Origin of the sequence: Devosia sp. RR2S18, assembly GCF_030177755.1 — a bacterium.
In the GTDB taxonomy this organism is placed as follows: domain Bacteria; phylum Pseudomonadota; class Alphaproteobacteria; order Rhizobiales; family Devosiaceae; genus Devosia; species Devosia rhizosphaerae.
In genome coordinates, this window is sequence record NZ_CP126539.1 from 3,755,381 (window position 1) to 3,779,251 (window position 23,871).

At 62.1% G+C, this 23,871-nt stretch carries 24 protein-coding genes, 1 tRNA gene and 1 pseudogene; 13 read left to right on the forward strand and 13 right to left on the reverse strand.

Going from position 1 to position 23,871, the window contains the following annotated elements; all coding sequences use genetic code 11:
- The first annotated feature begins 6 nt into the window (after window positions 1-6).
- The gene (locus tag QOV41_RS18610) at window positions 7-1,119 is read left to right on the forward strand and encodes a phage late control D family protein (protein WP_284578409.1); all 1,113 of its coding nucleotides are present in this window, start codon (window positions 7-9) and stop codon (window positions 1,117-1,119) included.
- Between the two features lie 29 nt (window positions 1,120-1,148).
- Here the strand turns inward: QOV41_RS18610 and QOV41_RS18615 are convergent, their stop codons facing one another.
- Both QOV41_RS18615 and QOV41_RS18620 read right to left on the reverse strand, forming a co-directional pair.
- Window positions 1,149-2,141 (reverse strand): DUF2971 domain-containing protein, encoded by a 993-nt coding sequence (locus QOV41_RS18615; protein ID WP_284578410.1) that lies wholly within the window; start codon window positions 2,139-2,141, stop codon window positions 1,149-1,151.
- 108 nt (window positions 2,142-2,249) lie between these two features.
- A tRNA-Arg gene (locus QOV41_RS18620) sits at window positions 2,250-2,326 on the reverse strand.
- A gap of 270 nt (window positions 2,327-2,596) precedes the next feature.
- On the opposite strand from QOV41_RS18620, the pseudogene QOV41_RS18625 reads away from it, so the two are divergent.
- Window positions 2,597-3,043, forward strand: a pseudogene (locus QOV41_RS18625) (transglycosylase SLT domain-containing protein); the annotation flags it as partial.
- Here QOV41_RS18625 and QOV41_RS18630 read toward each other — a convergent pair.
- Window positions 3,040-3,927: a sensor histidine kinase gene (locus QOV41_RS18630; protein ID WP_284578413.1), complete on the reverse strand. Its 888-nt coding sequence runs from the start codon at window positions 3,925-3,927 to the stop codon at window positions 3,040-3,042. The pseudogene QOV41_RS18625 and the gene QOV41_RS18630 overlap by 4 nt on opposite strands.
- Before the next feature lie 44 nt (window positions 3,928-3,971).
- Here QOV41_RS18630 and QOV41_RS18635 point away from each other — a divergent pair, with 44 nt between their 5' ends.
- On the forward strand, window positions 3,972-5,129 hold the full coding sequence (locus QOV41_RS18635; RefSeq protein WP_284578415.1) for an IS110 family RNA-guided transposase: 1,158 nt from the start codon (window positions 3,972-3,974) through the stop codon (window positions 5,127-5,129).
- A gap of 81 nt (window positions 5,130-5,210) precedes the next feature.
- Here the strand turns inward: QOV41_RS18635 and QOV41_RS18640 are convergent, their stop codons facing one another.
- Together QOV41_RS18640 and QOV41_RS18645 are read right to left on the reverse strand one after the other, a co-directional pair.
- Complete coding sequence (locus QOV41_RS18640; RefSeq protein WP_284578417.1) at window positions 5,211-6,449, reverse strand: PAS domain-containing protein; 1,239 nt, start codon at window positions 6,447-6,449, stop codon at window positions 5,211-5,213.
- A gap of 45 nt (window positions 6,450-6,494) precedes the next feature.
- The gene (locus tag QOV41_RS18645) at window positions 6,495-6,878 is read right to left on the reverse strand and encodes a response regulator (protein WP_284578418.1); all 384 of its coding nucleotides are present in this window, start codon (window positions 6,876-6,878) and stop codon (window positions 6,495-6,497) included.
- Window positions 6,879-7,152: 274 nt separating this feature from the next.
- Here QOV41_RS18645 and polA point away from each other — a divergent pair, with 274 nt between their 5' ends.
- Window positions 7,153-10,068, forward strand: a complete 2,916-nt coding sequence (polA, locus tag QOV41_RS18650; protein ID WP_284578420.1) for a DNA polymerase I — start codon at window positions 7,153-7,155, stop codon at window positions 10,066-10,068.
- Here polA and QOV41_RS18655 read toward each other — a convergent pair.
- Both QOV41_RS18655 and QOV41_RS18660 read right to left on the reverse strand, forming a co-directional pair.
- Window positions 10,065-10,616 (reverse strand): TIGR02391 family protein, encoded by a 552-nt coding sequence (locus QOV41_RS18655; protein WP_284578422.1) that lies wholly within the window; start codon window positions 10,614-10,616, stop codon window positions 10,065-10,067. The genes polA and QOV41_RS18655 overlap by 4 nt on opposite strands.
- Entirely contained in the window at window positions 10,600-11,046 is a 447-nt protein-coding gene (locus QOV41_RS18660; RefSeq protein WP_284578423.1) for a hypothetical protein, read from the reverse strand. The genes QOV41_RS18655 and QOV41_RS18660 overlap by 17 nt, the downstream gene beginning before the upstream one ends.
- Window positions 11,047-11,524: 478 nt before the next feature.
- Between QOV41_RS18660 and QOV41_RS18665 the strand changes: the two genes are divergently transcribed.
- Both QOV41_RS18665 and QOV41_RS18670 read left to right on the forward strand, forming a co-directional pair.
- Window positions 11,525-11,791, forward strand: a complete 267-nt coding sequence (locus QOV41_RS18665) for a DUF2171 domain-containing protein (RefSeq protein WP_284578424.1) — start codon at window positions 11,525-11,527, stop codon at window positions 11,789-11,791.
- Between the two features lie 65 nt (window positions 11,792-11,856).
- Window positions 11,857-12,288 (forward strand): DUF1810 domain-containing protein, encoded by a 432-nt coding sequence (locus tag QOV41_RS18670; protein ID WP_284578426.1) that lies wholly within the window; start codon window positions 11,857-11,859, stop codon window positions 12,286-12,288.
- Here QOV41_RS18670 and QOV41_RS18675 read toward each other — a convergent pair.
- From QOV41_RS18675 to pckA, 4 genes are all read right to left on the reverse strand, one after another.
- Window positions 12,285-12,476 (reverse strand): hypothetical protein, encoded by a 192-nt coding sequence (locus QOV41_RS18675; RefSeq protein WP_284578428.1) that lies wholly within the window; start codon window positions 12,474-12,476, stop codon window positions 12,285-12,287. The two genes, QOV41_RS18670 and QOV41_RS18675, sit on opposite strands and share 4 nt — an antisense overlap.
- 48 nt (window positions 12,477-12,524) lie before the next feature.
- Window positions 12,525-12,944, reverse strand: coding sequence for a tRNA (adenosine(37)-N6)-threonylcarbamoyltransferase complex ATPase subunit type 1 TsaE (gene tsaE / locus QOV41_RS18680; protein ID WP_284578429.1), 420 nt, complete (start codon window positions 12,942-12,944; stop codon window positions 12,525-12,527).
- Entirely contained in the window at window positions 12,945-15,398 is a 2,454-nt protein-coding gene (locus tag QOV41_RS18685; RefSeq protein ID WP_284578431.1) for a sensor histidine kinase, read from the reverse strand. It lies immediately after the preceding gene.
- A 296-nt stretch (window positions 15,399-15,694) separates the two neighbouring features.
- Window positions 15,695-17,287 (reverse strand): phosphoenolpyruvate carboxykinase (ATP), encoded by a 1,593-nt coding sequence (pckA, locus tag QOV41_RS18690; protein WP_284578432.1) that lies wholly within the window; start codon window positions 17,285-17,287, stop codon window positions 15,695-15,697.
- Between the two features lie 262 nt (window positions 17,288-17,549).
- Here pckA and QOV41_RS18695 point away from each other — a divergent pair, with 262 nt between their 5' ends.
- From QOV41_RS18695 to QOV41_RS18715, 5 genes are all read left to right on the forward strand, one after another.
- A complete protein-coding gene (locus QOV41_RS18695) occupies window positions 17,550-18,266 on the forward strand; it encodes a response regulator transcription factor (protein ID WP_284578433.1) in 717 nt (238 codons plus the stop codon).
- Between the two features lie 8 nt (window positions 18,267-18,274).
- Entirely contained in the window at window positions 18,275-20,074 is a 1,800-nt protein-coding gene (locus QOV41_RS18700) for a sensor histidine kinase (RefSeq protein WP_284578434.1), read from the forward strand.
- Between the two features lie 11 nt (window positions 20,075-20,085).
- On the forward strand, window positions 20,086-20,559 hold the full coding sequence (locus tag QOV41_RS18705) for an HPr kinase/phosphorylase (protein ID WP_284578436.1): 474 nt from the start codon (window positions 20,086-20,088) through the stop codon (window positions 20,557-20,559).
- A gap of 175 nt (window positions 20,560-20,734) precedes the next feature.
- Window positions 20,735-21,136 (forward strand): PTS sugar transporter subunit IIA, encoded by a 402-nt coding sequence (locus QOV41_RS18710; RefSeq protein ID WP_284578437.1) that lies wholly within the window; start codon window positions 20,735-20,737, stop codon window positions 21,134-21,136.
- Complete coding sequence (locus tag QOV41_RS18715; protein WP_284578439.1) at window positions 21,136-21,447, forward strand: HPr family phosphocarrier protein; 312 nt, start codon at window positions 21,136-21,138, stop codon at window positions 21,445-21,447. Before QOV41_RS18710 ends, QOV41_RS18715 begins: the two co-directional genes overlap by 1 nt.
- A 5-nt stretch (window positions 21,448-21,452) precedes the next feature.
- Here the strand turns inward: QOV41_RS18715 and QOV41_RS18720 are convergent, their stop codons facing one another.
- The gene (locus tag QOV41_RS18720) at window positions 21,453-21,962 is read right to left on the reverse strand and encodes a DUF2306 domain-containing protein (RefSeq protein ID WP_284578441.1); all 510 of its coding nucleotides are present in this window, start codon (window positions 21,960-21,962) and stop codon (window positions 21,453-21,455) included.
- Window positions 21,963-22,052: 90 nt separating this feature from the next.
- Between QOV41_RS18720 and QOV41_RS18725 the strand changes: the two genes are divergently transcribed.
- Together QOV41_RS18725 and QOV41_RS18730 are read left to right on the forward strand one after the other, a co-directional pair.
- Window positions 22,053-22,406 carry a hypothetical protein gene (locus QOV41_RS18725; protein WP_284578443.1) on the forward strand — a complete coding sequence of 118 codons (354 nt, stop codon included), beginning with the start codon at window positions 22,053-22,055 and terminating at the stop codon, window positions 22,404-22,406.
- 33 nt (window positions 22,407-22,439) lie between these two features.
- On the forward strand, window positions 22,440-22,829 hold the full coding sequence (locus QOV41_RS18730; protein WP_284578444.1) for a LytTR family DNA-binding domain-containing protein: 390 nt from the start codon (window positions 22,440-22,442) through the stop codon (window positions 22,827-22,829).
- Here QOV41_RS18730 and trhO read toward each other — a convergent pair.
- Complete coding sequence (gene trhO / locus QOV41_RS18735) at window positions 22,826-23,869, reverse strand: oxygen-dependent tRNA uridine(34) hydroxylase TrhO (RefSeq protein WP_284578446.1); 1,044 nt, start codon at window positions 23,867-23,869, stop codon at window positions 22,826-22,828. The two genes, QOV41_RS18730 and trhO, sit on opposite strands and share 4 nt — an antisense overlap.
- Window positions 23,870-23,871: the final 2 nt, after the last annotated feature.

Below are 23,871 nucleotides of genomic sequence, written 5' to 3' on the forward strand. Positions count from 1 at the left end.
TCGAAAATGTGGAAAGTAGACTGGCGTGTGACGGTAGATGGCCAGGACGCGACGACGGCCATGCGGCCCTACCTCATGAGCGTTTCCGTCTCTGATCGGGACGGAACGGCAAGCGATGCCGCGCAGCTCGAGTTCGACGATGCCGGCGGCCAAGTGAAGCTCCCTCGAGACGGCGCCAAGGTCCAAGTGCACCTGCAGGGCGCATTGGTGTTTGAAGGGGTGGTTGATGCTGTTCGATCGTCGGGGAGTAGAGGCGGTGGTCGCATCCTGAGCATCAACGCCAAAGGCTTCGATGCCAAAGGCAAGGCGACGGAGAAGCAGGCATTTCACCTGGACGATGCCACGCTGCAGCAATTCATGGACAAGGCGGCCAGCAAGGCCGGCATCTCGACCGTGGCGATCGACCCGGCCTTCGCCTCCATCTTTCGGGATTACTGGTCAGCAGATCACGATAGTTTTCTGCAGTTGGGCGAAAAGCTGGCTCGTGAGCTTGGCGCCACGTTCAAGATCCGAGGCGATAAGGCAGTGCTGGCAAAGCGAGGCACCGGCTCCGCAGCCAGCGGAGCGGCCATGCCGACGGTTTTGGGTGAAGTAGGCCGCAACGTCATCAATTGGTCCATCGCCCCCGTAATCAGTCGCCAGAAGGCGAAGGCGACACGGGCGCGATATTTCGACAGAGCATCCGCTAGCTTCAAGCAGGTGGACGTAGAAACCTCCATCGAGGACAGCGAGGTGGTGGACGCCGTGTCCAAGCTTGCCGCTGACGAAGAGCAGGCCCGGGCCATGGCAGAGGGGCGCAAGGCAGATGACGAGCGCGAGGGCGGCGAGGGCTCGGTTCAAATCGATCTCGCACCAGAGGCGCAAGCAGAGGGCACCTTTATCCTAAGAGGCGCTCGTCCTGGGATAGATGGCAGCTATAGGATTGTAGGCGTTACCCACAAGGCTGATCGAGGCGGTGGCTCAGTGACCAACCTTGACCTCAAGCAGCCCGGTAGCGGTGCAGGCAAGGACCAGCGGCAGGCAAGTATAGGCGGCGGCAGCACCAGCAGCCCGGAATCGCCCGCGCCAACGCCTGACATTGATCTCAGCCTGCCAGGGCCGATCGACGGCACGCCTTGAGCGTTGTTGCGGGGTAATCGCCTGCCCGTTCATCGTGCAGGGATTGTAGAGTACCAGGTTGGCACCTGACCATATCCGTACCGGTGCAAGAGCAGGCTGAGACCTAGCTGTGACGTCTTGCCGTGGGGAGACGGACCAACACCGACTGCAACTATCGGAAGCAAACCACCCCCTTTAGCACCCCCCTTAGGACCTCGCGAAACATAGGGAACTACTCCAAGAGAGCTTGTCCTAAAGTCCGGCGCCTTGTCATTGAACCAGTAGGGGTAAGTTACCAGCCTCCACTCTCGCTCGGGAGCAAATGCAGAGTTCTTGAACTGTGTTAGTACGTGGCTTATATCTGCAGACATCGCCATAATTGTTCGGTTCTGAAGATCAGCATCGTTCTCGATCAATGACCAAAGACGCTGGATTTCAATTATGTATTTGTCCACCATCTCGGCAATGACAGAAGTTTGTGCTTCATGGTCATAGACCATCTTGAAAATTAGGGCTGGAAACTCTCCCTCAAATACCAGCTCCTGCATCTCAAACTCGATGCTGTAGGGAACAATATCCTTTCCGTAGTCTCTCCACTGATTAAGAAGGTTACCCTCCTCGCTCAGGCAGAAGATTAGCCCGCGCCCAGATGAACGGTCATGATAGAGCCGTTCAACAAGGCGGTTCGCAAAATCAATGGTGGAGCTACCAAACCCCTTCAGGCGCTCTTCCAAGTGCGTCCGGAACATATCGGCGCCATAGAAAACTTCCGACCCATCGTTAAGGAAGAACGGATCCGAGAACCGCAACTCATTGCTATCAAGTATTCCCAGCAGACCGGCTGACGATGTGTAGTGGAACAGCCTTCGCGGAGCCTGCTCAGGTTGTACAAAGCGATCCACCGCTGTGGACGCAATGCTCCTTAGAGCAGAACCTGTCTGCAGGTGCGGCGCATCGTCCGCTCCCCCTGGGGTGAAGGCTTCCGCAACGTCAGCAACGCTTTTTGCGGCATCTTCGCTCGCTGGCATTTCGCTTTTAATCAAAGCGGGTGTTCTCCCAATAGCCGCTAGCGGCAGAGCTCTTTTGGTGAGCTTGTGGTGAGCTAGCCTAAATACACGCCGCTCAAAGTTTTGATAAGCCCTTGAGATTGTTGGCGCACCCGACAAGATTCGAACTTGTGGCCTCTGCCTTCGGAGGGCAGCGCTCTATCCAGCTGAGCTACGGGTGCATCCGGGGCGCGGAGCTGGGCTCCGGCTGAATGGGCGCAAACTAGCTAAAGGGGACGCGCTGTGCAACGGGGAAATGGCGCATTGGCCAAATGGCAGCGAGCCATCAAGCCGCCCTACTTGCACCCTATGCGCCCGGGCAAAGAGCCCCTAGAGTATCCCACATGAGAATGGCAGCACGTATGGCGAAGAGCCTTGGACCCCTGACCGCAGCCAGCGCCTTGGCACTGGTCGTCGCTGGATGCTCGATGAGCGGGATGAAGCCGGGGCCCGCATCGGCAGCAATTGCCGCGGTGGCCCCCACGCCAGCGGGGCACGTGCCCGACGCCGCCGCAGTGCCACCGGCTCCCGCTGCCCTGGCCTATGCGGGTGGGTCGTTGGATGGCCTGATCGCGCATTACTCGCAGCAGTACAAGGTGCCCGAGGCCCTGGTTCGCCGCGTGATCGTGCGCGAGAGCCGGTACAATCCCAGTGCGCGCAACGGGCCTTATTACGGATTGATGCAGATCAGCCACGCCACGGCTAGCGGTCAAGGCTATCGCGGTGCCCCATCAGGCCTGCTCGATCCGGAAACCAATCTGCGCTACGCGGTGCGCTATCTCGCTGGCGCCTATTTGACTGCCGGTGGCAATCACGACCGGGCGGTGCGCTTTTATGCGAGCGGCTATTATTATGACGCCAAGCGCGCCGGCCTCCTCGAAGAGTCCGGGTTGCGCTAGCCTTCGACGGGGATCACGGCCCGGCAGACAAAGCCGCTTGCTGCGTAGTCGAGATCAACGTGGCTGCCCAGATTGGAAGCAACACCGCGCTCGATAAGGCGTGAGCCAAAGCCGCGCGTGTCTGGTGGCACGACAGCGGGCCCGTTCAGTTCGCGCCAGGTGAAGGCAACGGCTGCGCCGGCCTCCATCGCAACTCGGGCCCAGGTAATCTCAACCCGCCCCTCGGGAACGCTCAGCGCGCCGTATTTCAGGGCATTAGTGGCCAGTTCATGCAGCATCAGGCCCAGACTGAGGACCACCTTCGAGCTCAACTGGGCATCGGGACCTTCGACGGCGAAACGGCCATCGCCATCATTGTGCAGGCGGATGGTGGCGGCGACCACATCGTCCATGGCGGCGGCAGTGGCATCGCCACGCGTTAATAGATCCTGCGCCTCCGCCAGCGCGACCAGCCGCGCCCCGATCACCTCGCGCGCCTGCTTCATGTCGGTCGCCGACCGGAGCGATTGCGCCATGATGCCCTGCACCATCGCCAGCATGTTCTTGACGCGGTGCGCTGCTTCCTGGGCGAGAAGGGTAATCTGCGCCTCGCGCTCCTTGCGGTCGGTAACGTCGAAGCTGACACCGAGCACCTGCACGGGCTTGCCGGCTGCATCGCGGATGATGCTGCCCTGCCGCTGCAGCCAGCGCACGCTGCCATCGGAGCGGATGACACGATATTCGTTCGGCTGGACGCCTGCTTCCAGCGTCGGAGCCGCTCGTACGATGCGATCGAGATCGTCGGGGTGAACAGCCTTGGCAAACTGCTCATAGGGTTGCGGCGGTGACTGCGCCGGCAACCCATAAAGCCGGTTGAAGATCCTATGGGGATGGAAAGCGGCCAACGCTCTGCCAGAGTGAGGTCGCCAAACATCACCTGGAGGTTAGCATGCAAGCCAACAGCACCAAAGCTCCGGCCCCAATCCGCGTCGATCTTGCCGCAATATTTGTCTCGTTAGAACTGTCTCGTTCAAAGTGGCTTGTGACGTCCCTCTCTCCGGGACGCGGCGAGAAAATGTCGCGACACATCGTGTCGGCGGGTGACGTTCCGGGTTTGCTCGACCACTTCGCTGAACTGCAACGCAAGGCGGAAGAAAGAACGAAACATAACTTGCGGATCATTTGCATCCAGGAGGCCGGTTTGGATGGATTCTGGATACACCGGGTTCTTGGGCGCGAAGGTATCGAAAGCTACGTCGTCGACCCGGCGTCGATTGCCACATCACGCCGCCGCCGCCGGGCCAAGACCGACCGGATCGACGGCGAGGCACTCATCCGGGCTTTACTGGCTTACAGTCGCGGCGAGCCTCGCGTTTGTGCCATGTTGCGGGTGCCAACGCCGGAGGAGGAGGATCGTCGCCGTCTAGTGCGCGAGCGAAAGGCGCTGACGAACGAGCGGATCAGGCACGTCAACAGGATAAAGGGTCTGCTGTTCAGCCAAGGCGTGGCCGGATACGAGCCGTTGAAGGCCGACCGACGCAAGTGCCTCGATCTGCTTGCCACCGGAGATGGACGGCCGTTGCCGCCGGCACTCAGGGCACAGATCAGCCGCGAACTTGATCGGATCGAGTTGCTGATCCAGCAGATCAAGGCCGTCGAGGAGGAACGCGATGCTATGCTCGCTGCGGCAGATGTGCCCACACCGGCGCTGTTGCTCAATCTCAAGGGTATCGGCCCGGAATTTGCGGCTGTCTTGTGGTCCGAGGGACTTTCCCGGAAGTTCGACAACCGAAGGCAGGTCGCCGCTTACGCAGGTCTTGCCCCAACGCCGTGGCAAAGTGGCCTGATCAATTATGAGCAAGGGGTGTCGAAATCCGGCAATCCTCGGCTGCGATCGACGCTTGTACAAGTTGCCTGGCTCTGGGTGCGCCATCAGCCGAACTCGACCCTCAGTCAATGGTTCAGGACGCGCGTCATGCAGAGCGGTGGCCGGTACAAGAAGACTGCAATTGTCGCCCTTGCCCGCAAACTGCTTGTCGCGCTGTGGAAATACGTGAACGCGGGCGTTGTCATAGAAGGAGCGGTTCTAACGAAATCATCAGCGTAAGCCCAGCTCAGCTTCAGTAATCTTCGAGGGCTGATCGGCCTTCGAATGATCCTCGGCAGACGAACCGACGAAACTCATGGCTTAATATAGCCGCCGTTGAAGAATGGTCTCGTCTTCTGGGTCCGTATCCGCCGCAAGCGGGATCATGGAACAGGTGCATATGCCCTGACCGAATATAAGGTGGACTGGGTTCGCTCGCGAACCGCGTCGCGCAAACGGACCCGCCAAAATGGATCTGCGATACTTGAAGGCACCTGACGGTGCGGAGGTAAGGCCCATTTGCAGTTGACGATCCCCATATAAGGTTTCGGATCCTGCAATGTAACCGCTCACGAGATCCCAGACAAAGGTGCCCACGCCACCCGCTTCCTGCGCCAGCCGCAGGATCTCGCGCTGCCGCTCGAGTTCTGATTGGGCGACCTTCTGCTCGGTGATGTCGTGCCCCTGCACGAATATGCCCGACACGCCGCCATCGGGTTCGCGGATGGGCTGGTAGATGAAATCAAGATAGCGGCGCTCGGGCAGTCCACCGGAACCCTGCTGGAGCAGGATAGGTGCGGCACGGCCAATGAACGGTTCGCCTGTAGTGCGGACCTGATCTAGCAGCGCGATGAAACCTTGCTCGACCACTTCCGGCAGGGCTTGTGCAGCGGGTTTACCGATGAGATCGGGGCGGTGGCCAACCAGTCCTGAATAGGCATCATTGACCAAGGTGAAGACGTGGTCCGGTCCCTCCACCATCGCCATGAAACTGGGCGTCTGCTGGAAGAGGCGCCGCAACTGGCTCGATTGCTGACTGAGCGCAACGTTCTCAGCCTGCACGGCGGCAGCACGGTTGAGAATGCCGGCTTCGTTCTGCGCCGCGCTGGCACTGCGCAACCGCTCGACTTCGGTGACATCCGTGGTGTGTTGCAGGATGAAGGCCAGTCTGCCCTCCCCGTCGCGAATGGGCGTATGGGTGGCGCTCCAATAGCGCATGGCCGGCGCCTCGCCGGGCCGGCTGGTGTCATAGGGAATAAGCGCGATTTCGTCGGGCTCGCCCTCGGCAATGACCTTGGCCAGCGAAGCGCGCAGGAGGCGTCCGCCAGGGGTACCGGGATCGGCGGGAAAGGCGTCGAACATGTTGCGGCCGACAATGTCGTCGCGCGTGCGGCCGGTGACGCGCAGATAGGCGTCATTGCAGCCGACGATGGTCAGCTCGAGATCCAGGATGACGTAGGGATTGGGCGAGGCGTTGAAGACACCGAACAGGTCGACCGCAGAAAGGCTAGACGCGCGAAACAGAATAGCCTCCGGGGGCGGCCCTGCCGGCGGCCGCACACGACGTGCTCAATCTGACCTTCTTGTCGTGTGGGCCGAGATTAATCAAGCCTTCTGCAGCGGCAAAACGCGGGCGAGCAGCTCCACCAGCTCATCCTGCTGAAAAGGCTTGGACAGGCGCGGCAGATCCGTGACGTGACCGTCCGGCAAGTCGCCATAACCGGTTGCCAACAGGACTGAGAGTGCCGGCTGGATCTCGCGCGCCTTGTGCGCCAGCTCAAGCCCGCTCATGCCAGGCATGGAATAGTCGGTGATCAGCACATCGACCTTGCGGCCGTTGAGAATATCGAGCGCCTCGCGGGCGGAATAGGCTTCAAGCGCAGTGTGACCAAGCTCCTGCACCATATCGACGGTATTGATGTTGATGAGCGCGTCATCGTCCACCACCAGAATCGTAGCAGAACCGATATTGGTATCGGAGTGGTCCATGGCCGACTTTCTTAGGACGGATCAAACTGCACCCAGAAACACGCCGCCTTACGTGTCCCTGCTTAGTGCTGATGAGACCGACCCGCTGGAGATAAGCAGGGGAAGCCAGTGCCTCGACGATAGCCCAGAGCCGGGCCTTTGACGAGTGGCACTAAATTAAAATCGTGTCACAATTGGGTCACCGGCAAGGCGGCGGCGCGGCCAAGCCGCCCCTTTTGCCCGGCGACCAACTGGCCTAAAGTCGGCTTACCTTCATCTTCCGGAATCGCTTTCCATGCATTTGCTGCTCGTCGATGGCTCGGCCTATATCTTCCGCGCCTTCCACGCCCTGCCCCAGCTCAACCGCAAGTCGGATGGCCTGCCCGTGGGCTGCGTGCAGGGCTTCTGCAACATGCTCTGGAAGCTCATGGACGACCTCAAGGGCGAGGACGCGCCGACCCATATGGCCGTGATCTTCGACCATTCGGCCAAGACGTTCCGGGACGATATCTATGCCGATTACAAGGCGCAGCGGCCGCCGGCACCCGAAGAGCTGGTGCCGCAGTTTCCCCTGACGCGCTCGGCGACCCGGGCGTTCAACATCGCTTGCATCGAGCAGGAGGGCTGGGAGGCCGACGACATCATCGCCACCTATGCCTGCCAGGCCAAGCATGCCGGTGGCAAGGTGACAATCGTCAGCTCCGACAAGGACTTGATGCAGCTGGTCGAGCCCGATGACACCATTCGCATGCTCGACACCATCCCCCGCCCCGGCCAGCCGCCGCTCCGCTGGATCGGCGTTGAGGAGGTGTTCAAGAAGTTCGGCGTTGGCCCCGACAAGGTCATCGAGGTGCAGGCGCTGTGCGGCGATAGCGTCGATAATGTCCCCGGCGTCCCCGGAATCGGGGTCAAAACTGCTGCCGAACTGATCAACACTTATGGCACAGTCGAGAACCTTCTCGATCATGTCGACGAGATCAAGCAGAACGCCCGGCGCGAGAAGCTGCGCGAGCATGCCGAACTCGCCCGCATCAGCAAGAAGCTGGTGACGCTCGAGCAGGACGTGCCCGTGGTGCTGTCACTCGATGCGCTGGAGCGCCAACCGGTCGAACCAGGCAAGCTCTTTCCGTTTTTAAAGGCGATGGAGTTCGCCACCATCACCAAGCGGCTGGCCGGGCTGCTCGATGCCAACCCCGATGACTGGGCGGCAGATCCCGAACTTGCCGCCAAGGGAACTGGCGCGGTGGGCTTCGACAATGCGGCGCGGGCCGAGGCGCGGCAGCGCCGGCAGGAGGCGGAGGGGCGTTCGGACACGCCCGTGGTGCTCCATGCCCGCGCCATGCACGAGGCGACGCGCGCCATTCCGTTCAATCCGGATGGCTACGAGATCATCCGCGATGCCGAGCATCTGGGGCGCTGGATCGAGGCGATCTATCGCGAGGGGCTGGTCGCAACCGACACCGAAACCACCGGGCTCGACAACCAGACGGCGGACCTGGTCGGCATTTCGCTCTCCACCGCGCCAGGCAATGGCGCCTATATTCCGTTGGGGCATAGCGACGGCGAGAATGATCTTCTGGGCGGGGGCAAGGCCGAGGGGCAGATGCCCATTCGCGAGGCGCTGGATCTGCTCAAACCCGTCTTTGCCGACCGGTCCATCCTCAAGATCTTCCACAACGCCAAATATGATCTGGGCCTGCTGCGCCGCTATGGCATCGAGGTCCAGTCCATCGACGATACACTACTGCTGAGCTATTCGCTGGATGGCCCGCAGTTCAACACCATGAGCGAGCTTTCCGAGCACTGGCTGGGCGTCTCGGGCATTCCCATCAAGGAACTAATCGGCTCGGGCAAGACGCAAAAGACCTTTGCCCAGGTGCCCATCGCCGACGCTGCCCGCTATGCCGCCGAGGATTCCGATCTCACCATCCGCCTCTGGCGGGTACTGAAACCGCGCCTCGTGGCCGAAAACATGACCAGCCTTTACGAGACCATCGAGCGGCCGCTGGCGCCCGTGCTGGCGCGCATGGAGTCGCGCGGCATTTCCATCGACCGGCAGATCCTGTCGCGCCTTTCGGGCGAGTTCGCCCAGCGCGCCGCGGCCATCGAGGCGGAGGCGCATGAGTTGGCTGGCGAGAAGTTCAATCTGGGCTCCCCCAAGCAATTGGGCGAGATCCTTTTTGACAAGATGGCCCTGCCCGGCGGCACCAAGACCAAGACGGGCGCCTGGTCGACCGGCGCCGATGTGCTCGAGGACCTTGCCGCCAAGGGCATTCCGCTCGCCCGCGCCGTCGTCGACTGGCGCCAACTCACCAAGCTCATGGGCACCTATACCGATGCCCTGCCCAGCTACATCAATGCGCGCACTGGCCGCGTCCACACCACCTATTCGCAGCATTCGGTGTTGACGGGGCGGCTCTCGTCCAACGATCCGAACCTGCAGAACATCCCGGTGCGCACCGAGGATGGCCGCAAGATCCGCTCGGCCTTTGTGGCCCCGCCCGGCAAAATCCTGATCTCGGCCGACTATTCGCAGATCGAGCTGCGCGTCCTCGCCCATATCGCCAATATCGGCGCGCTCAAGGATGCCTTCGAGGAAGGGCTCGACATTCACGCCATGACGGCGAGCGAAATGTTCGGGGTGCCGGTGGAAGGCATGCCCAGCGAAGTGCGCCGCCGCGCCAAGGCGATTAATTTCGGCATCATCTACGGCATTTCGGCCTTCGGCCTCGCCAACCAGCTGGGCATCGAGCGCTCGGTAGCGGGCGAGTATATCAAGACCTATTTCGAGCGCTTCCCCGGCATCCGCGACTATATGGACGAGCAGAAGCGGCGGGTGAAAAAGGACGGCTTTGTCGGCACGCTCTTTGGCCGCAAGATCAACTTCCCCAATGCCAATTCGCACAATCCAAGCGAGCGCAGCTTTGTCGAGCGCGCCTCGATCAACGCTCCCATCCAGGGCACGGCCGCCGACATCATCCGCCGCGCCATGATCCGCATGGAACCCGCCCTCGCCACCGCCGGAATCGAAGCCGACATGCTCTTGCAGGTGCATGACGAACTGATCTTCGAAGTACCCGAAGGCACGCAGGAGCAGGCGATCCCCGTGATCCGCAACGTCATGGAAACCGCGGCCGAGCCAGCGGTCCGCCTAACCGTGCCGATCCGGGTAGACGCGCACGCGGCGTATAATTGGGACGAGGCGCATTAGGGGCAATCAGCCACGACGTCTTCGGTTCGACTCGCTACTTTGGCCTTCTTGAGCAGATGCTGCGCGAAGCAAAGTATCTCCAACCCTGTCTCTGCATCGTCCACCCACTTGAACTCATGTGCGCAGGGATTACGTATCCCTAGCACTGCTCCCGAGAACAGGCGGTGATAGCCCAACTGTTCGTCCTGCTCGCTCCGAGTCCTACGAGCGGACCAAACAAGCAAAGGCACCTTCGGACTGAAAACCTGCTCCATCAGTGATGTTCCGCTTAAGTTGTTTCCCGCCTTCGTTTGAATGACCTTCTCCAACGCTTTCAGCGCTTCCTGAATAGCCAAGGAAAAATGCCCCGACACAAATAGATCACGAGAAACATTGACGATCTCTGGCTCGGTTATCAGTGCGCCAAAGAGATTCTGGGGATCAAGCTCGTCATCGGAAGCCACATATGCGAGCATTCTAGGTGCAGGCAGATTCAGCGTGGACTGGGCCGCACCGACCTCAAGTAAGTACTCTCTAAACTGGCGCACACCTTCAAGTAAGCTTGGCATTCCCCAAGTGCCTCTTCATCGATGCAAAAATCGCGTCTATCTGATCTGAACTTACGTCAGCACTGATATGGATCTGCAGGTTCAGGTTTACCGGGAATAGAGAGACCGGGGTTTGGTCGGGACCATCTGATCCTGTATTTTCTCTTGGCGCCGTATCCTTCGGCGGCGCTTTTGACTCCCTAGACTTCTGGGCCTTTGGCTTGGCCGCAGCCGCATTTGAAGAGCGAGCGCCAGCCTCACCCGGAGACGGGCTAGCGATCATCATGTAGGTTGCAGCCTTGTTCCTTGCCGAGCCCTCGCCGAGCCCCTGGCGCTGAAACCAAGCTATCGCCTTCGGACGGTCCGTAGGATCGGGAGCCACTGCCAGCAGTTCCTCGCCGTAGGATTTCTTGAGAATCTCTTGAACCGCCTCGGCGTAAGACTCTTCCATTCGCCAGCGGTTTGCTAGTTCCGTCGCCCGATTCTCCTCACTAAGCAGACCCACACGCTTTAGTTCAGTGACGTACTGCCTGGCAGCAGCAGGCTGGACGCTCAATTCTATGCCAAGCAAATCTTCAGTGATGGCTATCCGAGGAGATCTATTTAGTATCGACCTCACACCCCACCACACGGTGGACGTATCTGCGGATAGGATGACGCGTCTGCCATTTCTTACCAGTCCCTCTATTTCACGACTCTAGTTTAGACGCTCTTCTCTTTTTGTTCTTTAATCAACAGCGAAGTGGACGCTGCACACAGGCATACAAAGTCACCTAGCGACATGCGTCCACTCTTAGCATCTACCAGCCATAGGATGGTTTCGGCCCGGAGCACAGCTCGCAGACAGCCGCCGGCAACATCTCGGGCACCATGCATCTTCTCGGCGCCCCGTCCGTTACCCCAAGACACTCAAGCCAAGGAGAAATGTCGTGGCCGATCTCAGTGCGATCCGCGAGCATATGGATGTTTATGGCGCCGATGGCGCGCATGTGGGGACCGTCGATCATGTCGAGGGCGACCGCATCAAGCTCACCAAGGCCGATAGCGGCATGGGCCAGCACAAGGGCCACCACCATTTCATCCCCGGCAACCTCGTGGCCGAAGTCGAAGATGGGGCGGTGCGCCTGTCGGCCAATGGCGATGTGGCGGTGACCCTCGAAGAAGAAGCGGACGGCAAGGACACGTTGGGCAGCTAGCCTCGGATGCATCCAGACGCGCCGCTGCGGCTTTTCCCCCCGACAATCACAGGAGGACAGGACCAATGGACGGCGCGCTGGTCACCCAATTTCTTGACGCGCAGAACAGCATCTACCCCGATGTGCTGCGCGAGTTGCGCATCGGCGCCAAGCGCACGCACTGGATGTGGTTCATCTTCCCCCAGATTGCGGGGCTGGGATCGAGCGAGATGGCGCGGCGCTTTGCCCTGCCGGGCCTTGAGGCGGCGCGCGACTATCTCGCCCATCCCATCCTGGGCGGACGCCTGCGGGAATGCACGAGCGCGGTGCTGTTGCATGGCCACGACGGCCCGGCACCGCGGACACTAAGCGACATTTTCGGCCATCCCGACGACCTTAAATTTGGCTCCTCGATGACGCTATTCCATCGCGCCGCGCCCGAAGAGGACTTGTTCGGGCAAGCGCTCGAGGTGTTCTTTGGCGGCAAAGAAGACGCCGAGACCCTCAAGCGCCTCTAGATCCGCACGGGTGGCGGATCGATCTCGGGCATGGGCTCGGGGCGCGGTGGGATGATCGGCTGGCGCTGCGGCTCCTCGCCCGGCAGCGGGGCATCGTCATCACCGGGATCAATAGGTGCCGGCTCACCGGGCGGCATGGGCGGGGGTGGAATATCGCCGGGAATGGGATCAACTGCCGGGATCTGCATGGCCGCTACTCCTTGGGTCCTTGGAGAACCCAACAGCGGCCCGGCCCGTCAGTTCCGCTCGATTAACACCTGCCGTCCAACGCCGCCGGGCGGAATGGCAAGGTGGACGGTGACGGTGGCGGCCTCGACCAGTTCGGGCGCGCGCTCGGCCCATTCCACGAGGACAATGGCGCCGGGATTGTCGAGCAGGCCCAGTTCATCGACCTCGCGCGGATCGCCCAGCCGGTAGAGATCGGCATGCAGAACCGGGCCCCGCGGCGTGTCATAGGGCTGGATCAGCGCGAAGGTGGGCGATGGCACTTCGAGGGCCGGGTCCCCGGCAAGGATGCGGATGATCGCGCGGGCCAGCGCCGTCTTGCCGGCACCCAGATCGCCTTGGAGCACCACGATGTCCCCGCCCTTGAGGCTTGCGGCGAGTTCGGCGCCCAGGGCTGCCGTCGCTGCGTCGTCGGGGAGGAAGCGCTCCATTTATTCGGCAACGCCCGCCATGGCGCTGTCGCGCGGCAGGTTGACGATGATGCGGCTGCCGCGTGGCTCGCGCCGCTCGGTGTTGATGGTGCCGCCATGGAGGTTAACGAAGGTCTTGACGATGGAGAGGCCAAGGCCCGCTCCGCGCTGACGGCCGACCGGAGCATCAACGCGGGTCTGGATGGCCGCCTTCATCTCATCGGTGAGGCCGGGGCCCTCATCCTCGATGACAAAGAGCATGCGGCCGGCGCGATGGCTGATGCTGAGCCGGATTTCCCCGCCGGGCGGCGAGAAGCGCGCGGCGTTGGAGAGCAGATTGTAGAGCACCTGCACCACGCGCGTGCCATCGGCGATAAAGGGGGGCAGATTGTCCTCGATATCGACCACAAGATTGATCGGCCGTTCGCCCGAGATTTCGGGGAAGGTGGCCGAAAGCCCGGCGCGGGCTTTTTCGACGAGGCCGGGCACGTCGAGGAGTTCAGGGCGCAACTCGGCGATGCCGGCATCGACCGAGGCAAGGTCGAGGATATTGTCGATAAGGACGCCCAAGGTGACCGAAGAGGCCCGGATATAGTCGACATAGGCGCGCTGGCGCTCGCTCAGCGCTCCGTTCTCGTTGGCGAGCAGGTCGGCAAAGCCGATGATGTTGGTCAGCGGCGAGCGCAGTTCGTAAGAGACGTTCTCGACAAAGGCGTCCTTGAGCAGGTCGGCGGCGACCAGCGCGTCGTTGCGCTCCTTGAGCACCTTGGAATAGCTAGCGCTCTCGGTGACATCGAGAAAGGTCATCATGGTCTGCCCGTCGGGCAGGCGGGTGATGGCATAATCGAGCAGGCGCCCGTCAGAACGATTGATGCGGCCGGTCGTGTCGGAGCGGGTGGGGTTGAGATCGATGATGCCGCGCTTGAGATCGCGCCAGATGCTCGCCCCGTCCTCGGGGATGGCGCGGCCAGTGGCTTCGGCGATCTGGTCGATGTGGGGATTAGTGCCTAGCTCGTTCATCGGCAGCTTCCAGAGCGCCGAGAGCCGTGGGTTGGACAGCGTCAGCCGGCCATTGGTGCCGAACACCGCCACGGCTTCCGAGAGCGCGTTAATGGTTTCACGCTGCACATTGGAAAAGGCTTTGTTGGTAGATTCGAGCTGGAGGCGCTCGGTAATGTCCTCGAAAACATAGATGACACCGCCCTCTGGGCCGGCGGGCGCTGAAAAGACCTTGACGGTGCGTCCGTCGGGCAGGTGCCAGGGATCGTTCTCGTGCGGCGCCTTGCGGCCATAGGATTTGAGGTGCTCGGTGCGCCAGGTCTGGTAGTCGACCTGGTTGGGCAATTGGCCCTCGGTGCGCAGCTTGTCGAGAATGGCGCGCTCATCAAGGCCTAGGGCGAGGAATTTGGGGTGGAGGTTCCATAGATTGCCATAGGCCTGGTTGAACTGCACCAGTTCGCGCTTCCCATTGAAGATGGCAATGGGCGTGGCGAGCGCGTCGATAATGCCGCCGATCGGTGCGAAACTGGCCTCGCCAGGAACAGTGGCTTCGGGCGTGCTGACGGGGCGGAGATAGCCGGCCCGGCCGCCACCGGCGGAAAACTCGATCAGCTCATAGCTGCCCTGGCTGGGCCAGTTGATGCGCAAGCCGGCCGGACCATCAGCGGCGGCACAGGCGGCTAGATGCTGCTTGAGCGTGGTCGCATCAAGCAACTCGGGCGGCGCTTCGGGGCTGCCGCTGCGGCCCAGCCCCTTGGCGAGGCGGAAATAGGCGGCGTTGGCATAGATCAGCTGGTCGCCGTCGCCACGCAGAAAGGCGGGCTGGTCGAGCAAGGACAGCATGGTGCGCGCGCTGCCAGTATCCTGGGGGGCAGGTTGGTCCACACCGTCGGCCGCCTTGGGCATGAAGGCGGGCTTGAGGCGCATCGCCGCGCCGCCGCCCAGCACCCAGCCACTCGCCCGCACCGAGCGGTTGTCGAGGGCTGTGAGCACGACGTCGAAAGCATGGCCGTGCACGCGCAGACCTTCGAGCCGCTCGGCCAAACGTTCGGCCTCGTTGGCCGGGAGCCAGGAGCGGAATTTGAGCGCGCTTTCGGGGGGGCGCCCGACGGGGAGAACAGCGGAAGCTTGGCCCAGGAATTTGGGGTCGCCCACGTTGTTCTCGGTCCACAGAACGGTGATCTCGCGCGTTCCCGAAAGCAGAGCCTCGTATTCATCGAGCTGCGCGCGGAGGGTTGCAACCTGTCCCGCCGCCCGTTGACGGGCTGCCCGGCTTTCGGCCTTGGCGGAACGGATGCCGGCAAGCGCCAGGAGCGCGAAGGCACCGGCGCCCACAGCAAAGCTCAAGGGGACAGCGCTGGCAAAGCTGGCTGCCTGGACACCCTGAGCCAATGCCGGAACTGCCGTCATCAGGGTGAGGGGTGCTGCCGCCACTACCGCGAATCCCCAACGCTTCCGGAGTTGATCCGGCGCCATGCCCTACCCTCTTGCTGTTTTCGCTGTTGAAGCGGCCAAATGGCCGTACGCCCTGCACTCAAAGCGAAGCGGCACACGCGAGTCCCTTGGGAATCCTGCCTCTTCGGATCGGCTGCACGTCCCTCAGCAACCGAATCACGATGACCTTACCGGCGCATGGAATCGCCTAAAAGAGTCTTAATGGCTGTTGATGGCGGGCATAGTGGCGATATCGTGCTTGACCGTGAACGAAGCAGCAACAGCTTCTTACCCTTGTTTGGCGCACCTCCTTTGGAAGCGCGCCAAGGGATTGTGCGCTACTCGGCTGCCTCCGCGAAACGCGGGCCCGGCGCAGCGTCGGCAGCATTGCCGAACTTTTCGAAGTTCTGGCGGAAGAGACCGGCCAGATGAGCTGCTTGAAGATCATAGGCCTCGGCATCGGCCCAAGTGTCACGCGGGGTCAGAAGGCGCGTGTCGACGCCGGGAACTTCGAGCGGCACAGCTAGGCCAAAGAGTTCGTCGGTGCGGGTCGGCACATCGTCAAGCGAGCCATCGAGCGCAGCAGCCAGCAGGCGGCGCGTGGACGCCAGATCGAGGCGCTTGCCGACGCCATATCCACCTCCCGTCCAGCCGGTATTGATCAGCCAGGCAGCCGCGCCGCTCTCGCGCAGCTTGTCCTCGAGCATCCGGCCATAAACCGTGGGATGGAGCGGCATGAAGGGAGCGCCGAAGCAGGCGGAGAAGGTAGCCTGGGGTTCGGTGACGCCACGCTCAGTGCCGGCCACCTTGGCAGTGTAGCCAGAGAGAAAATGATAGACAGCCTGGTCGGGCGTGAGCCGGGCAATCGGCGGCAAGACGCCGAAAGCGTCGGCTGTTAGGAACACAACGGTTTTTGGCGTGCCCCCCACGCTGCCCTTGGCGATAGCGGGCAAAACATGGATGGGATAGGCCGCTCGCGTGTTCTCGGTCAACGAGACATCGTCGAAGAGGGGCCGCTTGGCCGCATCGAGCACCACATTCTCGAGCACCGTGCCGAACCGCTTCGTGGCAGCGAAGATCTCGGGCTCCGCTTCGGGGCTGAGCTTGACGGTCTTGGCATAGCACCCCCCCTCAAGATTGAAGATGCCGTTTTCTCCCCAGCCATGCTCGTCGTCCCCGATCAGCGGACGCGCGGGATCATTAGAGAGCGTCGTCTTGCCAGTCCCCGACAGACCGAAGAACAGGGCGCTCTGCCCATCCGGCCCGGCATTGGCCGAACAGTGCATGGGCAGAACGCCGTCGCTGGGCGCATGGAAGTTAAAGAGCGAGAAGACGCTCTTCTTGATCTCGCCGGCATAAAGCGTGCCGCCGATGACGACAATGTTGCGGCTCATGTCGAGCGCGACCACCGTCTCGGTGCGGCTCCCATGGCGCTGCGGGTCGGCCTTGAAGTGTGGGGCATGCACAATGGTGACCTCTCGTCCCCGATCGCTTTCGGGAATGCCTTCACCGGGGCGGATCAGGAGATTACGGATGAAGAGCGCGTGCCAGGCACTGGGCGTCAGCACGGTCACCTTGTACTGGTGGTCGGGGTCAGCACCTGCAAGCAGGTCCTGCCGGTAGATGGTGCTGCCCGCCAGAGCGGCCTCCACGTCTGCCAGCAGCAGATCGAAGTTTTCGGGAGACATGGCAGCGGAGTTGTCCCACCAGACCGTCTCGGCCGTGAGCGCGTCTCGAACAATGAACTTGTCCTTCGGCGAGCGGCCGGTAAAAGCCCCCGTACGCACGGAAACCGCGCCGTCAGCCGTCAACTCCGCTCCGCCGGCAGCGACGGCGCGCGCAACCAGTACCGCTTCCACGTCGTTGGGGGACAATTCGGCGGCACTGGCGCCGACCCGGTTTCGCAAGGTGTTATGGTCGAACTGGCTCATTTCCGTCTACTCCGCTGGCGGCTGGCACGCTGCAATGCCAAGGTCCATTGGTGCGGACGTTACGGTCAGAATTGGTCATACAACCATCCGGACATGGGTCGTAAGACGGAAGTCGCATCGGCCCGGTCGCAAGGAAACGCCTCCAAGTCGTGGCCTCTTCCCTTGGCCACGCCTTATTTAGTGCGTAATTGTCGCCTGCAACGGCAAACAAAGCGGCATGCCGCTGATAAGAACAAGCGTCAAAACAACGAAAGGCAGCCAAATGCCAAAGATCGCCCTGGTGGATGACGACCGCAATATTCTGACGTCGGTGTCGCTGACACTGGAGGCGGAAGGCTATGCGGTCGCGACTTATACTGATGGTGCCTCGGGCCTTGAGGGGCTTACCGCCGACAAGCCCGATCTTGCCATTCTTGATATCAAGATGCCCCGCATGGACGGCATGGAATTGCTGCGGCGCCTGCGGCAAAAGTCGGACGTACCGGTGATCTTCCTCACCTCCAAGGACGAGGAGATCGATGAGTTGTTCGGGCTCAAGATGGGCGCGGACGATTTCATCACCAAGCCGTTCAGCCAGCGCCTCCTGGTAGAGCGGGTCAAGGCGATCCTGCGTCGTTCGGCACCGCGTGATCCTTCTGCCCCAACCGGTGCCGGTGGCGAGCCTGCGCCCAGCAAGGCACTGATCGAGCGCGGCTCGCTCGTGATGGACGAGGAGCGCCACACCTGCACCTGGAAGGGGCAGCGCGTGACCCTGACCGTCACCGAATTCCTGATCCTCCAGGCCCTGGCGTTGCGGCCCGGCGTGGTCAAGTCGCGCAATGCTTTGATGGACGCCGCCTATGACGACCAGGTCTATGTGGATGACCGCACCATCGACAGCCACATCAAGCGCCTGCGCAAGAAGTTCAAGGCGACGGACGACGACTTCGAGATGATCGAGACCCTTTATGGGGTCGGCTATCGGTTTAAAGAGCAGTAAGCACACCCGTGGCCATTATCGACCCGGATCCGGAGGCCAAGACCGATACCAGGTCAGAATGGCGCTCGCCTGAGGCTTCCACCGAACCTAGCGCACCGCGCGGTTCGGGTTGGCGGCGGGTGGTCAGCCCGTTTGCGAGGGCCGGCACCGCTATACGGCGCTTCCTCGATCTCACCATCTTTTCGAGCCTCACCCGCCGCATCATCGTGCTTAATCTGGCGGGCCTACTGGTGCTCGTCGTGGGCATTCTTTATCTCAACCAATGGCGCGCCGGGTTGATCGATGCGCGCGTGCAATCCTTGCGCGTTCAGGGCGAGATCATCTCGGCAGCCATTGCAGCTTCCGCGACCGTGGACAGCGACGTCATCCAGGTGAACCCGGACCGGCTGCTCGAACTGCAGTCGGGCAACGTTTCCCCCCTCTCCTACTTCGATCCTTCGCTCCAGTTCCCGATCAATCCAGAGCGCGTGGCGCCGCTCCTGCGCAACCTCATAACTCCCACCCGCACCCGCGCCCGCATCTATGACCAGAACGGGCTATTGATCCTCGATAGCGACAATATTTATGCGCGCGGTGAGGTGCTGCGGCAGCGCACCGATGCTGCGGCGCAGGAAAGCTCTCCTCTCTGGGACTGGTGGAACGCCATAATCTCCTGGGTGCCTGGCGAGAACTTCCCCCGCTATCAAGATTTTGGGGCTGACGAAGGCACCCGCTATCCCGAGGTCGCCTCCGCCCTCCAGGCGGCGCCGGCGGACTTCGTGCGGGTTGATGACCATAATCAGTTGGTGGTTTCGGTGGCTGTGCCGGTGCAGCGCCAGCGCGCCATTGTCGGTGCCATCCTGCTGTCCACCGCGCCCGGAGACATTGACTCGGTGGTGGCCCAGGAGCGCTGGAGCATCCTGCGCATCGCCATGATCGCGGCCGTGGTGCAGATCGCCCTGTCGCTGCTGCTGGCCGGCACCATTGCCGGCCCCATGCGCCGCCTCTCGGCCGCCGCCGAACGGGTGCAGACCGCTGGCAATGCGCGCGCCGAAATCCCCGACTTCTCAGACCGTCCCGACGAGATCGGCCACCTTTCCGGCGCGCTGCGGCGCATGACCGATGCGCTTTATAACCGCATCGAGGCGATCGAGCGGTTTGCCGCCGACGTGGCCCATGAACTCAAGAACCCGCTAACCTCCCTCCGTTCAGCGGTGGAGACGCTGCCACTCGCCAAGCGCGCCGAGGATCGTGAGCGGCTGAACGCCATCATCCAGCACGACGTCAAGCGCCTCGACCGACTGATTACCGACATTTCGAGTGCCAGCCGGCTCGATGCCGAGCTGGCGCGCGAAAGTGCCGAGCGGGTGGATGTTGAAAAGCTCGCCGAGGCGATGGTGTCGATCCAAAGCGACATCGCCGCTGGCCGAGGCGTCAAGGTCGAACTGGTCAAGCGCTCTGGCAAGGGGGCAGCCATTATCCTGGGCCATGAGGGCCGGCTGGCGCAGGTCTTTGCCAACCTCATCGACAATGCCGTATCCTTCTCGCCGCCCAACGGCACCGTTGCGGTGGCCGTGGCAACCGACACCGATGTGGTGACCGTCACTGTTACGGATCAGGGCCGGGGTATCACCGGTGATGTCGGTCGCATTTTCCAACGCTTCTATACCGATCGCCCCGAGGCCGACGGGTTCGGCAACCATTCGGGTCTGGGGCTCTCGATCTCCAAACAGATTGTCGATGCCCATAAGGGCACGATCCGCGCCCACAACCGGCAGGATCGCTCCGGCGCCGTCTTTACGATTGCCCTGCCCCGAGCGCGCAAATAGTCTCGCCCGCCATGAACAACGAAGCTCTGAATGTGCATGGCACGGGTTTGGTGCTGGGTGACACCGGCGTGCTCCTGCGGGGTCCTTCTGGCGCCGGTAAGTCCGTCTTGGCGCTATCACTGCTTGACCGTTGGGAGGGTCGCAACCTTTCAGCTCACCTGGTTTCGGATGATCGGGTGGACCTGACCTTGGCGGACGACCTGTTGGTCATGGCGGCGCCAGCCCAGATCGCCGGATTGATCGAACTGCGCGGCCGCGGCATTGTCCAGCGTCCCCACCGCAGCCCGGCGCCACTGCACTTGGTCATCGACCTCGTGCCGGACTTCACACGCATGCTGGAGGAGGATGCCCTGGTCACCGAACTGCTCGGCATGTCGCTGGCGCGCGCTCCAATTCCCCAATCGGGTCTGACCAGCTTGGGGCACCAGCTGCTGCTTGCCGTGGAAGCCATTGCGGCGGTTAACCTCAAGCCAACCGCACCGTGACAAAATACCACTTGAAACGCTTACGCTCCGGACCGAGACTGCGCGCGCTCGTGCTCTTTGGCCGGGCTCAACCATGTGGGGCATCCCTTGCGGGACGCCTGCGGGTCGGGGCAATTGACACTGCAATGCCGCCGTTTGCGCCAATGGGCGCGAGACGGCAGGCTGGGGACACTGCATGATCGGTCTGGTTCTGGTGACGCATGGGGCGCTTGCCAATGAGTTCAAGTCGGCCCTCGAACATGTCGTTGGGCCGCAAGAACACTGCGAAACCATCGCCATCGGCCCCGATGATGACATGGAGGGGCGCCGCAACGACATCTTGGCGGCCGTCGATCGCGCCAATGACGGCCAGGGCGTGATCATCCTCACCGACATGTTCGGCGGCACGCCGTCGAACCTGGCGATTTCGGTGATGCAGACCCGCGAGGTGGAGGTGATCGCCGGGGTCAACCTGCCCATGCTGGTGAAGCTGGGGCGGGTCCGGGGCGAGATGAATATCCGCGACGCCGTCAATCTAGCGCAGGAAGCGGGCCGCAAATACATCACCGTGGCCAACACGATCCTGGGAGCGGGATAGTGGACGGAGCGAGCGGTGGTGGGCGCGCTGTCGCCCAGCAATTGACCATCGTCAACACCAAGGGCCTGCATGCGCGTGCCTCGGCACGTTTCGTGCGCACGGCAGAGTGCTACGACGCCAGCATCAACGTCATCAAGGACGGCACATCGGTGGCCGGCAACTCCATCATGGGCTTGATGATGCTGGGGGCGGGGCCCGGCTCGACCATCCTTGTGCAAGCCAGTGGCAAGCAGGCGCGCGAAGCGCTGGAAGCCTTGGTCGAACTGGTCAACAACGGCTTCGACGAGGATAGCGACGGCGTCCCCAGCTGACTGCTTCAGGATGGCTTTATCTCGCTCTGAGGCCTTGGGCCACTGCGCCGCGACAGGAGCAAGGCGGCTGTGATGCCAAGCCCGACCACGAGCAGCGAGGGTATCCAGCCTGCGTCCGACCCAAACAGCACCTCGTGCATGCGCCGGCCGGGCAGCAAGGTGAAGGCGCCGGCAAGCAGCAGCGCCCACAGATAGGTGCCTTGCATCGCGGCGCGGTGTTTGGCGATGTCCCGCTCGACGCGAATGTGCCAAATGCCCACGGCGAGCCCCCAATAGGTGCTGACTACAAAAAGATGGATTGGGCTGAATGGACCGATCAGGCGGATCTCGTTGATGAACAGGGCGCTGGTGGCCACTACCAGCATAAGCATCACCCAAAGCCGCCCTAGTGCCCGGTGCAGTCTTGTTCCCTTGCGGCGCCAGAGAACAAAGGCGCCAAGCGCAAAGGCAAGAAGGGCGGTAAAGGCATGGATCTGGACGGCGATGTCGGCCTGCAAGAGCGGCTCCAGCGACATGGCAAAGCTCCTCGTGAAACGCTTGCCACCCGCCCTGCCGCCGCTACACTTGCGTCGCAACTCCACCTACGCGAAACGGACGCTCGATACGTGAACGACAGCGCCATTTCTTTCACGCTGCGTGAAGCGCAGTCGCATTTTCAGGACCGACGCACCTGGATCGGCATTTTGCTGATCGGGGCGCTGCTCGGCTTGGTTGGCCCGTTCGGCACCTTCGAATATCTCGAGCTTGTGCCGCGTCTGGGTTACTGGCTTTTGGTGGCGGCGGTGAGTTACTCGGTAGGCACCGTCGCTAGCGCTGCCCTATTCCCGGTGATCTCACAGCGGGTGCACGGCATCTGGCTACAGCACGGGCTAATCGGGCTCTTGCCCGGTCCACTGATCGCGGCCGTCATCTACCTCATCAATGGCCTCGTATTCGGCTTTGACGGGGCGATCGCCTAAGCGCACTTGGTGGTCTATTGCGCCCTGATCTGCTTGGGCATTACGATAGCTTCCCATCTTGTCGAGCGACAGATTTCTAGAGGCTCTGCGGCCGCGCCGAACCCACAGCAGCCGGCGATCCTCGATAGGCTACCCCATCCCCAGCGGGGCCGGCTCCTCCATATTGGTGTTACCGACCACTACGTCGAAGTCACGACGGAAAAGGGGACCAGCCTGCTCCTCATGCGCCTCTCGGATGCTATCGGGGAGGCCGCGCCCGCCAAGGGTTTGCAGGTCCATCGTTCCCATTGGGTGGCGCTGGATGCCGTCCGCAGCGCAAAGCGCCAGGCCGGCAAGCCGGTGCTGGAACTCGAAAACGGCGCGATCATCCCCATCAGCCGCAGCTTTCTCGCGGCCGCCAAAGCTGCGGGCCTAGCCCTCTAACCGCCGACTTTATTGCGGGCGCGCGAAGCTTCGGCTTGCGCCCGCTTCCGGGCCTTGGCTTGCCGTGCCGCTTCCGCGGCGGCATCACCGAGATGGGCGCCGCCACGGCTCTTGGCCAGTTCGATCTGGCGTTGCCGCTCGGCCGCTGCTTCGTGCTTGGCGGTCTCGCCGACGCAGTGTGGGCAACTGACGCCATCGATATAATCGGGGTTGTCGCGCTCATCGGGAGTGAGCGGGTGCCGGCAGGCGCGGCAGAGCGTGGCCTCGCCTTCTACCAAGCCGTGGCCGACCGAGACACGCTCGTCAAAGACAAAGCACTCACCCTGAAAGCGGCTCTGCTCCGGTGGCACCTCTTCGAGATATTTGAGAATCCCGCCCTTGAGGTGGAACACCTCCTCGAAACCTTGGCTCAGGAGGTAGGAGGAGGCCTTTTCACACCGTATTCCGCCCGTGCAGAACATGGCGACCTTCTTGTCCCGGCTAGGGTCGAGATGGGTCGCAACATAGTCTTTGAACTCGGTGAAGGTCTTGGTTTTGGGATCAAGCGCGCGGGAGAACGTTCCTAGACCCACCTCGTAGTCATTGCGGGTGTCGACCACGACGACGTCGTTGCGCTCGATGAGGCCGTTCCACGCGGCCGGTTCGACATAGGTCCCAACCCGCTCGGCGGGGTTAGCCTCAGGCGCCCGCAACGTCACGATCTCGGGCTTGAGGCGCACCTTCATGCGGTGGAACGGCATCTCGCTGGCGCTCGAGTACTTTACCTCGGCACCCACGAGACGCTCGCCGAACACGGCGCTGCGGAACAGGAAGTCCGCCAGCGCATCGATCGCCGCCGCGGTCCCCGCTACCGTGCCATTGATGCCTTCAGGCGCCAGGATCAGCGTGCCTTTGATGCCCCGTTCGCAGCAAAAGCGCGCCAGCTCCGGCTGGATCGCTTCGACGTCGGGCAGCTGGGCGAACTTATAGATCGCCATCACCTTGTATGGCAGAACGGCTTGGGGCAGATTGGCAGGCATGTCGATTTCCGGCGGGCTCATCG

Bases quoted from the DNA above. Each gene is read 5' to 3' on its own strand.
- QOV41_RS18610 (WP_284578409.1), top strand. From the start codon at position 7: ATGTGGAAAGTAGACTGGCGTGTGACGGTAGATGGCCAGGACGCGACG.
- QOV41_RS18635 (WP_284578415.1), top strand. From the start codon at position 3,972: ATGCAAGCCAACAGCACCAAAGCTCCGGCCCCAATCCGCGTCGATCTT.
- QOV41_RS18645 (WP_284578418.1), bottom strand. From the start codon at position 6,878: ATGGACCACTCCGATACCAATATCGGTTCTGCTACGATTCTGGTGGTG.
- polA (WP_284578420.1), top strand. From the start codon at position 7,153: ATGCATTTGCTGCTCGTCGATGGCTCGGCCTATATCTTCCGCGCCTTC.
- QOV41_RS18655 (WP_284578422.1), bottom strand. From the start codon at position 10,616: ATGCCAAGCTTACTTGAAGGTGTGCGCCAGTTTAGAGAGTACTTACTT.
- QOV41_RS18660 (WP_284578423.1), bottom strand. From the start codon at position 11,046: ATGGAAGAGTCTTACGCCGAGGCGGTTCAAGAGATTCTCAAGAAATCC.
- QOV41_RS18670 (WP_284578426.1), top strand. From the start codon at position 11,857: ATGGACGGCGCGCTGGTCACCCAATTTCTTGACGCGCAGAACAGCATC.
- QOV41_RS18675 (WP_284578428.1), bottom strand. From the start codon at position 12,476: ATGCAGATCCCGGCAGTTGATCCCATTCCCGGCGATATTCCACCCCCG.
- tsaE (WP_284578429.1), bottom strand. From the start codon at position 12,944: ATGGAGCGCTTCCTCCCCGACGACGCAGCGACGGCAGCCCTGGGCGCC.
- QOV41_RS18685 (WP_284578431.1), bottom strand. From the start codon at position 15,398: ATGGCGCCGGATCAACTCCGGAAGCGTTGGGGATTCGCGGTAGTGGCG.
- pckA (WP_284578432.1), bottom strand. From the start codon at position 17,287: ATGAGCCAGTTCGACCATAACACCTTGCGAAACCGGGTCGGCGCCAGT.
- QOV41_RS18695 (WP_284578433.1), top strand. From the start codon at position 17,550: ATGCCAAAGATCGCCCTGGTGGATGACGACCGCAATATTCTGACGTCG.
- QOV41_RS18705 (WP_284578436.1), top strand. From the start codon at position 20,086: ATGAACAACGAAGCTCTGAATGTGCATGGCACGGGTTTGGTGCTGGGT.
- QOV41_RS18710 (WP_284578437.1), top strand. From the start codon at position 20,735: ATGATCGGTCTGGTTCTGGTGACGCATGGGGCGCTTGCCAATGAGTTC.
- QOV41_RS18720 (WP_284578441.1), bottom strand. From the start codon at position 21,962: ATGTCGCTGGAGCCGCTCTTGCAGGCCGACATCGCCGTCCAGATCCAT.
- trhO (WP_284578446.1), bottom strand. From the start codon at position 23,869: ATGAGCCCGCCGGAAATCGACATGCCTGCCAATCTGCCCCAAGCCGTT.